The sequence below is a fragment of the Paenarthrobacter sp. CC6 genome (assembly GCF_040560085.1).
GTDB classification, from domain to species: domain Bacteria; phylum Actinomycetota; class Actinomycetes; order Actinomycetales; family Micrococcaceae; genus Arthrobacter; species Arthrobacter nicotinovorans.
This window is the reverse complement of sequence record NZ_JARDAN010000007.1, coordinates 321,046-334,115: the sequence shown is the minus strand read 5'-3', so window position 1 is coordinate 334,115 and position 13,070 is coordinate 321,046. Positions and strand designations below refer to the sequence as shown.

The 13,070-nt window shown below is 63.9% G+C and carries 13 protein-coding genes and 1 tRNA gene; 5 read left to right on the top strand and 9 right to left on the bottom strand.

Translation table 11 applies throughout. The features are described 5' to 3' along the window. Positions 1-5 precede the first annotated feature (5 nt). The 3 genes from PV760_RS08450 to PV760_RS08440 form a co-directional block, all read right to left on the bottom strand. A complete protein-coding gene (locus PV760_RS08450; protein WP_354627555.1) occupies positions 6-779 on the bottom strand; it encodes a sugar phosphate isomerase/epimerase family protein in 774 nt (257 codons plus the stop codon). Positions 780-846: 67 nt separating this feature from the next. Next, positions 847-1,413, bottom strand: coding sequence for a GNAT family N-acetyltransferase (locus tag PV760_RS08445; protein WP_354627554.1), 567 nt, complete (start codon positions 1,411-1,413; stop codon positions 847-849). Between the two features lie 25 nt (positions 1,414-1,438). Beyond that, complete coding sequence (locus PV760_RS08440) at positions 1,439-1,795, bottom strand: metalloregulator ArsR/SmtB family transcription factor (RefSeq protein ID WP_018778166.1); 357 nt, start codon at positions 1,793-1,795, stop codon at positions 1,439-1,441. Between the two features lie 67 nt (positions 1,796-1,862). Here PV760_RS08440 and PV760_RS08435 point away from each other — a divergent pair, with 67 nt between their 5' ends. After that, on the top strand, positions 1,863-2,795 hold the full coding sequence (locus PV760_RS08435; protein ID WP_354627553.1) for an SDR family oxidoreductase: 933 nt from the start codon (positions 1,863-1,865) through the stop codon (positions 2,793-2,795). Here the strand turns inward: PV760_RS08435 and PV760_RS08430 are convergent. Beyond that, a complete protein-coding gene (locus PV760_RS08430; protein ID WP_018778168.1) occupies positions 2,792-3,646 on the bottom strand; it encodes a LysR substrate-binding domain-containing protein in 855 nt (284 codons plus the stop codon). The two genes, PV760_RS08435 and PV760_RS08430, sit on opposite strands and share 4 nt — an antisense overlap. Positions 3,647-3,824: 178 nt before the next feature. Here PV760_RS08430 and PV760_RS08425 point away from each other — a divergent pair, with 178 nt between their 5' ends. Then, entirely contained in the window at positions 3,825-5,225 is a 1,401-nt protein-coding gene (locus PV760_RS08425) for an MFS transporter (protein WP_354627552.1), read from the top strand. A 60-nt stretch (positions 5,226-5,285) separates the two neighbouring features. Here the strand turns inward: PV760_RS08425 and PV760_RS08420 are convergent, their stop codons facing one another. The 4 genes from PV760_RS08420 to PV760_RS08405 form a co-directional block, all read right to left on the bottom strand. Next, positions 5,286-6,458, bottom strand: a complete 1,173-nt coding sequence (locus PV760_RS08420; protein WP_055972877.1) for a N(5)-(carboxyethyl)ornithine synthase — start codon at positions 6,456-6,458, stop codon at positions 5,286-5,288. After that, positions 6,455-6,589, bottom strand: a complete 135-nt coding sequence (locus PV760_RS08415; RefSeq protein WP_011776304.1) for a hypothetical protein — start codon at positions 6,587-6,589, stop codon at positions 6,455-6,457. The genes PV760_RS08420 and PV760_RS08415 overlap by 4 nt, the downstream gene beginning before the upstream one ends. A 169-nt stretch (positions 6,590-6,758) precedes the next feature. Continuing rightward, positions 6,759-6,829 (bottom strand) — tRNA-Gly (locus tag PV760_RS08410). 100 nt (positions 6,830-6,929) lie between these two features. Then, complete coding sequence (locus PV760_RS08405) at positions 6,930-8,495, bottom strand: M15 family metallopeptidase (RefSeq protein ID WP_079581878.1); 1,566 nt, start codon at positions 8,493-8,495, stop codon at positions 6,930-6,932. A 216-nt stretch (positions 8,496-8,711) separates the two neighbouring features. Here PV760_RS08405 and PV760_RS08400 point away from each other — a divergent pair, with 216 nt between their 5' ends. Further along, complete coding sequence (locus tag PV760_RS08400; RefSeq protein ID WP_018778172.1) at positions 8,712-9,149, top strand: SRPBCC family protein; 438 nt, start codon at positions 8,712-8,714, stop codon at positions 9,147-9,149. Here the strand turns inward: PV760_RS08400 and PV760_RS08395 are convergent. Beyond that, a complete protein-coding gene (locus tag PV760_RS08395) occupies positions 9,146-11,092 on the bottom strand; it encodes a CAP domain-containing protein (RefSeq protein WP_354627551.1) in 1,947 nt (648 codons plus the stop codon). The two genes, PV760_RS08400 and PV760_RS08395, sit on opposite strands and share 4 nt — an antisense overlap. Positions 11,093-11,210: 118 nt before the next feature. On the opposite strand from PV760_RS08395, the gene dcd reads away from it, so the two are divergent. Together dcd and PV760_RS08385 are read left to right on the top strand one after the other, a co-directional pair. Then, on the top strand, positions 11,211-11,786 hold the full coding sequence (gene dcd / locus PV760_RS08390) for a dCTP deaminase (protein WP_011776299.1): 576 nt from the start codon (positions 11,211-11,213) through the stop codon (positions 11,784-11,786). A gap of 335 nt (positions 11,787-12,121) precedes the next feature. Then, the gene (locus tag PV760_RS08385; protein ID WP_354627550.1) at positions 12,122-13,063 is read left to right on the top strand and encodes an endonuclease domain-containing protein; all 942 of its coding nucleotides are present in this window, start codon (positions 12,122-12,124) and stop codon (positions 13,061-13,063) included. Positions 13,064-13,070: the final 7 nt, after the last annotated feature.

Genomic DNA, 13,070 nt, shown 5'->3' with positions numbered 1-13,070 from the left:
GACGGCTAGTCTTCGGCCAGGGTGATGGTGTGCAGGGTCGCGGCGTCGCTGAGCACGTTGTCAGGCAGATCGTCGACGACGAACTCAAGCATGATGTCCAGGTCTTTGCCGTTGCCGCGCAGGATGTCGGCGACCGATCGCCAGAGCAGCGACCGGTTCCGCAACGGAAAGCGTTCGGCCGCCGGGCCCCAGGAGAAGCAATGCACGCCCACGACGTGGGGGAGGACTTCGTGGAGGGACTCCAGCGCCTGCTCGTCGGAAAGTCCGACGGCGGGTTGCCAGTAAGTGCCGACGCTGGCGTGGTCTACACGCTTCAGCAGCTCCAAGGTGGTGGCGGAAGAGTCTGTGAGGGTGTTGCCGTGGTATTCGAAAGCGATGGTGACACCGCGTTTCGCGGCGAGGTCGGCAATGCGCTGCGTGTCGCGGACTACCGAGTCCCAGTGCTCCCGGCCGGCACCAGCAGAGCCGATTTCCCCGGCCCACACCCGCACCCGCGGAGCGCCTGCGGCATCGGCGAGGTCGAGAATGGACCCGAAATCCCCGAAGGCGCCGCATCGATAGTAAGAGCCAAGCGACAGGACCGTCATGCCGGCGGTTTCTGTCGCGGCCTTGGCGTACAGTGCCGACCCGGTGTCGCTGACATGTACGTCAGTGCCCCACTCGATCCCGGCCAAGCCCGCCTCGGCGGAAATCCGGACTACCTCGTCGATCCCGAAGGATCGCAGGGTCACGGAACAGATGCCAGGCGTGAGGTCAGCCAGTATGGGGTGGTTGGTCATGGCTCCACGATACCGGGAATGCGCTTACCCGGTAAGCATTGTCGCGTGTTGAGAGCCGGGCCGTCCCTCACAAATGCAGCCAATAACGCCGGATCGGTTCCGTAACAGCAAGTTCGGGGGCGAAGCTCTCGGGAGGGCGGACACTCTCCAAAACTCCGCCGCATGCCTCAATGGTGCGCGCCGAGGCCACGTTGGGTTGCTTGCAGGTCACCAGCACCCGCTCGAGTCCGAGGGTTCGACCCTCGTCCATGGCTCCGGCAAGGGCAATCCTGGCCAAGCCACGCCCCCTTGCGCTTGGCCTGATGCCATACCCAATGTGCCCGCCGACTTCTGTCAGGTATTCGCTGGCCAGGGAATGCCTCAGGCTGGCAGCGCCCAAATAGTCCGTATCGTCGGTGACCCAAATGGTGGTCTGGTTTGCCAGCCCTTCGGGCGGTGAAAAATCCGCCCTGGGCATTTGATGGAGCAGGTCCACCCACTGCGAGAAATGGCCCTCTTCGCGGAGGTCGAGGTCGTACCGTGCGGCTAGGAATGCTGCAGAACCGTCCTGGTCGAGGGTTCCCCACTCGTCGTAACTTTCCAGCCAGGAGGCGTGGAAGCTTGATGACGGCTGAGTGAGCTTGGCATGGGTCATTGGGTGAGCGTACTACGGCCGGAGTTCAGGCCTCGGAGGTCGTGGCCCCTTTCGGCGTCCTGGTCGAGGGGCGGGCAGGGTTCCGTTTCCGGACCTCCCGCAGCACGATCTGCTCGGGGCAGACCGTGGAAAGGAAGTCTCCCACTGACAGTGCGAGGCGCTCGCCCACGAGCGAGTAGAGAATGCGGTTGGCATCCCGCCGTTCCGTGACCAGTCCGGCCTGGCGCAGCACGCTCAAATGCCGGGAGATGGTGGGTCCTGTGGCGTTGAACCGCGCAGCGATCTCGCCGGCGGCCAACTCGCCGTCCTTGAGGTCTTGAAGGATCTGCCGCCTGGTGGGGTGTGCCAAGGCTGCGAAGATATCCGATGCTGCATCTGCCATGTTTGCAATATAGCACAATAGCTATATACAGTTTAGCTTCATTGCTAATAAGCGAAGGAGCAAGAATATGCGTGTGGCCATTACCGGCGGTACCGGCTTTGTGGGGCGTCACCTCGCGGAGCGGCTCGACAGGCCGGACACCGTCATCATTTCGCGGCGGACGGGGACCGCAATTACTGACGTCGATGCCTTGGCAGAGGCCTTCGCGGGGTGCGACGTCGTGGCCCACTGCGCGGGGATCAACCGGGAAATAGGTGACCAGACCTTTCAGCGTGTCCACATTGAAGGAACCAAGGCAGTCATTGAAGCCGCCCGGAGGGCGGGCGTCCAAAGAATCGTCATGCTGAGCTTCCTCCGGGCCCGTCCGGATTGTGGGTCGGCCTACCACGAGACCAAATGGGCTGCCGAGGAGCTCCTGCGGCAGTCGGGCATCGAGTACACGATCATCAAGGCAGGGATGATCTACGGCAACGGCGACCACATGGTTGACCATGTAACGCGTGCTGTACGCAGCTTTCCTGTCTTCGCAACGGTCGGCTTCCGGGAGCGGACTGTCCGGCCCCTCCCTGTGGAAGAGGCTGTCGATACCCTGATCGCAGCCCTTGAAGGTCGCGTGCCCACCCCGACCGTCGCCGTCGTCGGAGCCGAAGAGCTTGAGCTTGGAACGGCTGTCCGCAGGATCGCCCGGGTGGCCGGTGGCTACCCCGTCTACGTCCGCGCCCCGATCTGGTCGATCCGCGCTCTGGCGCAACTGACCGAGTGGATCATGGTGGTACCACTCGTGGCAAAAGCCCAGGCGCAGATGCTCGCCGAGGGGGTCAGCGAGCCTTCACCGTACGCACCGTGGCTTCCGGTGGAGCTGCGTCCCAGGCTTCCCTTCGACGACGAACGCATCCGGGCTGCCGTGCCGGAAGGCCGCTTCGGACTGGACGACCTGAGGGTAGTGGGGTGGTGGAACGGGCGCCGGGGCCGGAGCCGGGCGAACCGGTCCGGCCACTAGTTCGATTTGCTCAATGTCCGCCCCATGATCGCCTGGGTGAGGGCGTCGATGACCTCCGCGTTGGCGAGCGGGTTGCGGATCAGAGTGAAGTCGACGTCGCCAACCTGTGGCAGGCCGAAGCGTTGGGTGATGACTTTCAGGTCTTCCGGAACCAGCGACGCCGGCATCACGGCAACGCCGATGCCTGCCCTGACTGCCGCCAGTACGCCACTGATCTGCTTGGTGCTGCACGTGATCCGCCAGGTACGGCCTTCGGCCTCCAGGGCGTCGATGGCAAGTTTCCGGCTGAGGCTCGGTGCCGGATAGGCGATGAGGGGGACCGGCGCGCCCGGTTCAAGGACAGTCTGCTCCACGCCGACCCAGGCGAAGTTGTCATGCCGGACGACGGTGCCTTCCTTCGCCCCGGCCACCCATTTGACGAACACCAGGTCCAGTTGCCCGGCGTTGAGGCGTTTATAGAGCTGATCGCTTTGGCTGACAGTGAGTTCGAGGTTGATCTGCGGGTACAGCTGCCGGAATTCGCGAAGGATCCGGGGCAGGCCGGTGATGGCGAGGTCGTCGGCCGTGCCGAAGCGGAGACGCCCACGCATGGCCGAGCCGGAAAAGTAGCGCGCGGCGGAATCGTGGGCCGCAAGGATGCTGCGGGCAAACCCGGCCATCGCGTCACCGTTGTCAGTGAGTCTCACTTCGCGGGTGTCGCGGGCTACGAGGACACGCTTGGCGGCGGCTTCCAGCTTGCGCACGTGCTGGCTCACCGTCGGTTGGGCAAGCCCAAGCCGTTCTGCGGCCTTGGTGAAACTCAGGGTCTCTGCGACAGCCAAAAAGGAGCGGAGCTGGACGGGATCGAACACGGAACTCCTCTAAGCGCAGGTCAGCGCCGGGCCGGAGTATCGCGCCGCTTTCCCTGGCACTGCAAGCCGCTCATTGCGTTCCGCAATGCTAGTTATAGGCGCAATACGCTTCCATAATTGCTGCTGGCAACCATAGCGTTAAACGCATCCCACCGAAACTCCCATCCGAGGACTACTTTTGGCACCCCCACCGCCTTCAGCGGCAAATGTCAGCCAGCCCGTCATCGATTCCCTGTCCGCTCGTCCCTCGCCGGACGCAAACCAGCCGGACACCGTCACCCAGCCACTCGCCGTCGTGAGTGAGAAGCTGCCCTGGCGGCATACCTTCATCTCCTTGAAGGTCCCCAACTTCAGGATCTTCGCGATCGGCCACTTCATCGCGGTGATCGCCATCTGGATGCAACGCATCGCGCAGGACTGGATGGTGCTCCAGCTTTCCGGGTCCGTCACCGCCGTCGGTATCACTGTGGCCCTGCAGTTCATGCCTTCACTTTTCCTTGGCCCGTGGGGCGGCATGATTGCCGACCGCTTCGCCAAGCGAAAGATCCTCATCATCTGCCAGTCGGCAGCAGCGGTCCTGGCGGCCCTGCTGGCCGTACTTTCCCTGAGCCAGCGCGTCGAGGTCTGGCACGTCTACGTCATCGCACTGGCGCTTGGCTTCGTCACGGTCCTTGACCAGCCGGCCCGCCAGGTGTTCGTCAACGAACTCGTCGGACCCAAGTACCTGCGGAACGCCATCAGCGTGAACTCCACGACCTTCCAGCTCGGCGGCTTGATCGGCCCGGCGCTGGCGGGAGTGCTGCTCACTGCCGTGGGCGCCGGTTGGGCCTTCGCTGCCAATGCTGTGGCCTGCTGCTCCACCGTGACCATGTTGCTGTTGCTGCGCAAGGACCAGCTGCATCTGAGCCGGCCCACGCCGCGCAAGAAGGGCATGCTGCGCGAAGGCCTCAACTATGCGCTCAGCAAACCCACCATCTACTGGCCGTGGTTGATGGCCGGTTTCGTAGCGGTTTTCGCCATGAGCCTGCCAGTGCTTCTGGCCGCCTTCGCGGACCACGTGTACGACGCCGGTGCCGGAGGCTACGGCCTGCTGAACGCCATGGTTGCGCTTGGTGCACTGACAGGTGCGGTCGCATCCACCCGTCGGAGGCAGCTGCGGTTGCGCTCGGTTGTGACCTCCGCCGGGTTGTACGGATTGATGCTTTGCGTGTCCTCGCTCATGCCGTCCATGGTGTGGTTCAGCGTCACCATGGTCTTCGCAGGATTCTGGTGCCTCATGTTCCTCACCGCTGCCAACCAAATGGTGCAGACCAGCTCCAACATGAGCATCCGGGGCCGCGTCATGAGCCTCTACCTTGTGGTGCTCATCGGCGGGCAGGCCATCGGTGGTCCCATGATGGGCTGGCTCGCCGAGCACCTCGGCCCGCATCTGGCCATCCTCGTGGCCGGCGGGGTTCCGGCCATCGCAGCGGCTGTGGTCGCCGTCGTACTTGCCAGGAAGTCCTCCCTGCACATCAAGGTGGACTTGCGCGACAGGCGGCGGGTCCTGCGGATCGTGCAGGAACCGCAGACGGCCTAAGAAGACGGCTTAAGTAGATGAAGCGCCCCCGGCAACCGGGGGCGCTTCATCTGCGTGGGGCTATCGTGCCAGAAGCTGGGCCACCGGCAGGTGCGGGTACTCCGGGGAGCGGCCCTGGAACTCAAGGATGTCCGGATTGCGGATGACGCCGTCGCGGATTTCGATGGCACGCGAGATGGTCTCGTTGGCATCCCACCCGTCCGGGCCCGCCACCACAGTGTCCAGGAAGGGCAGCAGGGCCTCGCTGATTTCCCAGCTGGCCGAGTTCCAAAGATAGGACGGGCTGTGGTCCACCGCGTAGTAGTTGACGTGACCGCCGACGCGGAACATCGGCTCGTCGAACGTGGTGGTCCGCGCCCAGCTGAATCCCATGCCTTCATCGCAGGAAACGTCGACGATCAGACTGTCCGGCTGGAACTCCGTCAGGTCTTCGGTCCGCAAGTATGTCAGTGGAGCGTTCGGGTCCTGCAGGGTGCAATTGACCACGATGTCCGCCGCGGCCAGGAACGGAGCCAAGGGCTTGCGCCCGTTGTCCGTGATGACCTCGCTGAGGAACGGAGCCTTGCTGTCGTGGTCGAACTGCACGATCCGCACCGAATGGATGGGGGACCCGACGGCGGCAACGCCCCGGTTGGTCAGAACCTGGACGTCATGGACGCCGTGGGCATTCAGGGCTGTGACGGCACCGCGGGCAGTGGCACCGAAACCGATCACCACAGCACTGAGCCGGCGGCCATAGTCACCGGTTGAACCGGTCAAAGCCAATGCATGCAGTACCGAGCAGTACCCGGCGAGCTCGTTGTTCTTGTGGAAAACGTGCAGGCCAAAACCGCCATCGCCGGCCCAATGGTTCATGGCCTCGAAGGCGATGAGTGTGAGCTTCTTGTCGATGGCCAATTGAGTGATGGCCCGGTCCTGCACGCAGTGGGGCCAACCCCAGAGCGTCTGGCCGTCGCGGAGTTCAGCGAGATCCTGGGCCTGCGGCTTGGGCAGGAGGATGACGTCGCTGTTGGCGAGCAGTTCCTGGCGAGTGCCGAGTCCGCCCACCAACGATTCGAGCTTGCTGTCCGGGACACCGAAACGCTCGCCGTAGCCATGTTCGAAACGGAGTTGCCGGCGCACTTCCGGGGCTATGCGCTCCAAATGCTGCGGGTGGATGGGGAGGCGCCGCTCGTTCGGCTTCAGCGAGGTAGCGAGGACGCCTATGCTCAGCTGGCCGTTGGCCGCGGTCACTTCTTGTTGCCGGTGGAAGGCTTTGCGGCCTCGGTGGCGGAGGACTCGGAAGCCCTCTTGTCCGCACGTTTTTCCTTGATGGATTTACTGGATTTCTTTGATGCGGTTTGGCGCGGTGATTTGTCGCCCATGATTGCTCCCTAGAGCGGAACCGAAATGGCTCCTGACTCCTGACGATACACCTACCCGGGTTCCGGTGCCCCGGAGCTGCCCGCACGGGCGCGCTGCGGCGGGAGCCGCCGTCGGGCCTTATTGTCACGAAAAATGAACCCCGGATCCAGAAGGATCCGGGGTTCGCTGAGCGGGCGACGGGAATCGAACCCGCGTATCGAGCTTGGGAAGCTAGCGCTCTACCATTGAGCTACGCCCGCGCTGCCCGACGGAAATCAATCGGGCGAGTCCTAGCTTAGCGCAGTTGCGGCGCCGCCCAGGACAGCCACTCCGTCCGGCCGAACGTGCCCCGGCAGGTCCTCATTTGAACAGCTTCATTGAGCCCCAGCCGTTGCCCACTTGGCGTTGCGGACCCCAGACTCCGAGTCCCAATCCGTAGTCCACCAAATACCCGTCCACGGTCTGGGCGGTAATGCTGCGTGTACCTGGACCTGACAAGCCGAAGCCAGGCACCAAGGCCTTCATGGTTCCCCACCCCGAGCCGATGATGCTTGGCTGACCTTTGAAGCCGCCAACTCCATTGCCTGGGTAACTGAGCAGAAGTCCGGAGGATGTGGTGGCCAGGATGTCGTTGGCGCCGTCCGCGTCCCAATCGGCCATGGTCAGCCCCAGTCCCGCCCAGCCGGTTCCGATGTCCACCCGGTAAGTCAACGCCCGGCCCGAGGTGTTGGGGTAGTAGCGCAGGCCGCCGTCAGGGAAATACCCCACGACGCCCGGGTAACCCTGGTCGCTGGACCACTTGCCCACAGTGATGGTCATAGCGTCCCAGTCTCCCGTGCCCACCACGATCTGGGTCGAGAAAGCGCCGCCGGGCCATCCCTTGAACAGGCCCAGGGTGCCGTTGTTCCATTGCGCCAGAAGGTCATAGACGCCGTCCGAATCCCAATCCACCACGAACGCCTGCTTCAGCCCCGTCCAGTTGGAGCCAATCTGTACAGGAACGCCGTAGCCGCCGCTCGGCAGCGCGGGGTAGCGAAGCAGCCGCCCGGCAGCGTCCGCGGCCACCAGGTCCGCGCCCGAGGTGATGCTGGCATGGACGCTGGGGTTTCCGGAGAAATATTGTTCCAAAGTGGCAAAGCCACGGCGCTTCATATCCGTTGCCAGATCCACTCCGACGTAGCGCAGGTGCCACGGTTCGTAGCTGTACCCGGTGATGTTGGTGTAGCCGTTGGGGTACCGGACGATGAAACCGTATTTGTATGCGTTCGCTGCCACCCACATGCCGGCGGCAGTGTCACCAAAGCAGGTGCTGAGCCCACACGAACCGTTGGCATTTCCGACATCCACGGCAAGGCCGGTTTGGTGCTCACTGTAGCCCGGCCTTGCCGAGATCAGGTCCGCCTGCGCCTGGCCGTAAAGGTTCACATAGGAGGAGTACACCTGTTGTTGCTGGGCGTAAGAACGATAGCCACTCACGACTGCCAGCCCGCCGGTCCCGGCATCCGCCGCACCCTGGAAAAGCCCGTTGAGCCACGCTGCAGCTTCGGCCCGGAGATACTGTCCCGAGCCACGCGCGTTCACCAGATCTGCCGGGGCATAGGTGGCAGGGTTCAGGGGGCGGGACTTGTTCACAAGGACGGACAAGTTGGCAGGATCACCCGCGGGATCGAGGCCAGGCAGCGGATTGGCGGTCGAAGGCACCTGCGCTTTTACGGCGGCGGCGTTGACGACGGCGGCGCGGTGGGCCGTGACTCCGGCTTCGGAAACGTACCGGGTCGCCTGAGCCGTGGGTGCCGCGCTGGCCGGGGCTGCCGCGTCGGCCGCGGGAGCGAGGGCGGCCGCCAGCACCAGGGCGAGGAATACAGCGCAAGCCGCCACCCGGCGTCGGGCGTTTCTTGGTGTTCCCGGTCGGTCTTGAACCTGCATGACGCCCCCCAGTGGAATTGTCCAGCGGCTGGCACTCTACCCGGCCATGGAAGGCGTGTCAGCAGTGCGCGGGAAAAAATCGGCAGGTAACCATTCGGTCAAGGCTCGGAAGTCGTGTGTCGTCACCGCACCGGGCTGACTATTCTGAACTTGTTAGCTGCTGCGTATGGGGAACCCGGCTACGACATTTGAACCGTAGGCCGAGAGAGGTTTTCCGTGGCATTCGCAGCCAATGAAGTGGTGATCAGTCGGGACGCCATGACCGTTTACGGTTTCCTCATGGACGGGATGAACAACTCACTCTGGCGTTCAGACGTGCGAAGCATCGCGCTTCGATCAGGCGTTCGCGGCCAAAAGGGTGCGTTGTACCAGCAGACCGTCGCCGGACCTGGTGGCCGGCCCATCGCAGCCGATTTCACCATCACCGAGGCCCGCCCCGGCGCGGAAGTCCGGTACGCCGTCGTAGCGGGACCCGCCCGGCCCACCGGTGGCTACTATCTCAGCACCGAAGGCGATACCACCCGGCTGCGCTTTGCCCTTGAATACCATCCCAAAGGTCTGCGCAAGCTCATGAACGGGATGATCCAGAAGGCCCTGGAGGTTGAAGTCGGCCAGTTGGAACGGCTGAAGGCCGCGATCGAATCCAGCTCCTAGCTGGCGAACCTCAGCCCGGCCCAACCATTGCCAATCGTCACCGGCGTAGTGAGGCGTCCCGAGGTCAGGTCCCAGTACTCCACCATGCCATTGCGGTCCAAGCCGGCCACGCCTACCGAGCCCGGTCCCGTGAGCCCACTCAAAGCCCGCAACCCTGTGTAATCCGTCCACGCGCTGCCCACTACGGGGCGTGATTCCTGTTTCGGTGTACCCAGGCCGCTGCCCCGGTACAGGCGCAAGGTGCCGTTCGGCTCGGTGCTGAGCAGGTCCTGGAAGCCATCGGCGTTGTAATCCACCATGGTCACCCGGACAGACGGGTTGCCGGTGCCAATCGCAGACTGGCTGCGGATGTAGGCCAAGCCCGTGTTCTTGTACAGATACAGGTTGCCGCCCTGGTCCATGGCGACGATCTGGGGAAGCCGGTTGTTGGCGCACCACGTGCCCACCGAAATGTTCAAGGTTCCCCAGCCCTGGCCCAAGACCACCGGATCCTTGAAACCGCCCGTTTGAAGGCCCGGATACACCAGGAGCGCCCCGTCCAGCCGTTGATAGAGCAGGTCGAAGACCCCATCGCGGTCCCAGTCCACCACAAACAGCTCCTTGAGGCCCACGAATCCGGCACCAATCCGCTTGCCCAGGCCAAATCTGCCGTTACCCCAGGACGGGTACGCAACGACGGAACCGTCGGCGGCGATGGACACCAGGTCGGCAGCACTGCTGATTGCCGCGGCACTCAAATCGACCGTTGGGGGTTGGTGCTTGGACCCTGGTTCGCACACCGCCACAGGGTCAGTGGGTGGTGTCACCGTTCCACCCGGGCTGGTGGTGGTTCCGGCGGGCAACGTTGTGTAGCCGAAGAAGTTGACCACGCCCCACAGCGTGTACCGGTTGGGCGTCGTCTGCCAGTTGCCGTCCGTGTAGGTGATGCCGATACCCATCACATTGAACCTGGGGTCCCGCAGCAAAGCATCGTGGCCCGGGGAGCCCTTCCACCACTCCACAAGTTGCGCCGCGTCGCGGTCCCAGCGGACTGCAATGACCTCCCCCGCTCCATTGTTCGGATTCATCGCCCGCGGGTCCGTCCAGAAGTTGGGCCGGTGCTGGATCACCTCACGGGTAGCGATGTTGTTTGACCACTCCTGCGCCAGGTTGGCAACCGTGGCGTGGTACTTCACCGGAGCGAGGCCCAACGATGCGCGGTAGCTGTTGATCGCATTGAACACCGTGAGGATCGCTGCGCTGTTGTTGTCGGGGAGGAGCGCCAAAGCGCCGTCTTGGAGATTGGGGTCGTGGCCCGGAGCCTTGCCGGGGAACGGGCTGGGGGAGTCGGTGACGGGGGTCGCGCCCGGATCGGCCGAGGGGGTTTGCGTTGGCGTTGACGATGGTGTCGGCGTCGGCGTTGGCGTTGGTGTTGGCGTTGGCGTGGCTGTTGGTGTTGGCGCGGCTGTTGGCGAGGGCCCTGCGGCCTCGGCCGTCGGCGTCGTTGCGGCGGCGCCACTGTCTGCCGTCTCTTCCGACGTCGGCCGCGTTTCGACCGGCGGGGTCGTGGTACCAGTGGCGCTCGGGCTGGGATCCGAGGGATTGTCCGGTCCCCATGACGGTCCGATTTCCGGCACGGGAGGCGGTGTCTCGAAAACCGGATCGACGGCGATCGGCCCGCCATCCGAGGCAGGATCCCGCGCGGGAGGAGGTGTCAGCGTTGCTGGCGCTGCAGGCGTTGCGGAACTGGAGGACCCATCGACGGCGGGGGTCGCCACTTCAGGTGCGGGAGCCGCCGTCGGGCTTTCCTCAGGTGCCGACAACCCGGACGGGACACTGGACGATGCTGTGGTGCTTGCGCCGGGAACCGCCTCCGTTGCCGGCAGGATCTGGCTTGATGCGGCCATGCAAAGCGCCAGCGCGCCAGCCAGCACAATGGCGGCAGGCGCTGCCAGTTTGTTCACAATTACCCCGCGGATGCTCGTTGCCCCCAAGTACGGGCGCGGCTTTACCTGTCCGGGAACTATAGTCCCATGAGGCTGTCCGGACAATGCGTTCGGTATTTGGGGTATTTTTGATGACGTGCTGATCTCTGACCGCGACATACGTGCCGAAATAGACTCCCAACGGATTGTTCTTGAGCCGTACGATCCCGCGATGGTGCAGCCGTCTTCCGTGGACGTGCGTATCGACCGGTTCTTCCGGCTCTTCGACAACCACAAATACGCGCACATCGATCCCGCCGAGGAGCAGCCCGAGCTGACCAGGCTCGTGGAGGTGGAAGGTGACGAACCCTTCATCCTGCACCCTGGAGAATTCGTCCTGGGTTCGACCTACGAGACCGTCAGCCTGGCCGATGACATTGCCGCACGCCTGGAAGGCAAGTCCTCCCTCGGGCGCCTCGGCTTGCTGACGCACTCGACGGCAGGGTTCATCGATCCGGGATTCTCCGGACACGTGACGCTGGAGCTCTCCAACGTGGCCACGCTCCCCATCAAGCTCTGGCCGGGCATGAAGATTGGCCAGCTGTGCTTCTTCCGCCTCACTTCCTCGGCTGAGCACCCTTACGGCTCCGGCGAATACGGCAACCGCTACCAAGGACAGCGCGGCCCGACCGCCAGCCGCAGCCACCAGAACTTCCACCGGACGTCCATCTAGCCCCCCCCTGTTGCGCTGAGGGGTGAGCTTTCGGCTCTTTGGGTGGCTCCCTTTTGCGCCGAGGGGTGAGCTTTCGGCTCTTTGGGTGGCTCCCTGTTGCGCTGAGGGGTGAGCTTTCGGCTCTTTGGGTGCCCCCTTTTGCGCTGAGGGGTGAGCTTTCGGCTCTTTGGGTGCCCCCTTTTGCGCTGAGGGGTGAGCTTTCGGCTCTTTGGGAGGGGCGTTTTCGGTTGAGATCTTGCTCCTCGGCGCGCGCTGAGTGCGGCACTATTCCTCCACACTGTGGGTAACCGCCCAAAGGACGACCAAGGCATCCCAAGGCGTGCAAACAATGGCTGATGAGGTTGTCTCCGCCGCTTCCGCCCCATCTCCAAGGTCGCTCGTTCACCCTGGCCGAGCAACGTGCGGCCGGCCTTCCGGATCATCGTGCCTGGAACAGCGATCTCCAGGTCGCCAGCAGGGGCATCCGTGTTCCCTGGGGCGAGGAGCAAGACCCCGCACACACCGCGCGGCTCCTGACAGCAGTGAGCGATGGCGCGATTTGCTGCCATGAAACGGCCGCGATGCTGTGGGGGTGCCCGCTGCCGTGGGATCGGCAGCAGGATTTCCTGATTCATCTGACCCGGACGGACGGCGCTTTCAGGCCGCAGCGAAAGGGGGTTCGCGGACATCGGATCGTGCTCGGCGAGTTCGATGTCGCCTTCAAGGACGGCATTCCGCTGACGAGTCCTTCCCGGACATGGCTGGATCTCGCCGCTGTGTTGCCGTTCGAAGACCTGGTGGCAGCGGCCGACCATTTCATCTGCAGCCAGACCAGAAGCTTTGGACACAATCGGATTCCATTCTGCTCAATACAGGATCTGAGGAATCAAGTAGGCAGACATGCGGGCGCACGAGGCATCCGGAAGGCCCGGGCCGCGCTGGAACTCGCGCGCGTTGGCGCAGATTCAGCCCCGGAGACGCGTCTCCGCCTGGCCATCGGCCGCAATTTCCTGCCGGAACCGACGTTGAGTTACGTGGTGTTGGATGCGTGGGGCCGCGAGGTTGCGTGGCCGGATCTCGCCTTTCCGGAATACAAGGTTGCGGTGAATTACGACGGCGTGCATCACCTCAGCGCCGCCCAACAGGAATCCGACTTACGGAGGGAGGCGGCACTCGCTGCAAACGGATGGATCTCTGTCGTCATTACTGCCAGTCATGTCCAAGAGCACGGCTACGACGGAGTTGCCCGTCTTATTCGGGAGGCTCTCATAAAGGGTGGGTGGGCATCGAGGAGGTAGCTCTCGA

Bases quoted from the DNA above. Each gene is read 5' to 3' on its own strand.
- PV760_RS08385 (WP_354627550.1), top strand. From the start codon at position 12,122: ATGAGGTTGTCTCCGCCGCTTCCGCCCCATCTCCAAGGTCGCTCGTTC.
- PV760_RS08405 (WP_079581878.1), bottom strand. From the start codon at position 8,495: ATGCAGGTTCAAGACCGACCGGGAACACCAAGAAACGCCCGACGCCGG.
- PV760_RS08445 (WP_354627554.1), bottom strand. From the start codon at position 1,413: ATGACCCATGCCAAGCTCACTCAGCCGTCATCAAGCTTCCACGCCTCC.
- PV760_RS08435 (WP_354627553.1), top strand. From the start codon at position 1,863: ATGCGTGTGGCCATTACCGGCGGTACCGGCTTTGTGGGGCGTCACCTC.
- PV760_RS08440 (WP_018778166.1), bottom strand. From the start codon at position 1,795: ATGGCAGATGCAGCATCGGATATCTTCGCAGCCTTGGCACACCCCACC.
- PV760_RS08450 (WP_354627555.1), bottom strand. From the start codon at position 779: ATGACCAACCACCCCATACTGGCTGACCTCACGCCTGGCATCTGTTCC.
- PV760_RS08415 (WP_011776304.1), bottom strand. From the start codon at position 6,589: ATGGGCGACAAATCACCGCGCCAAACCGCATCAAAGAAATCCAGTAAA.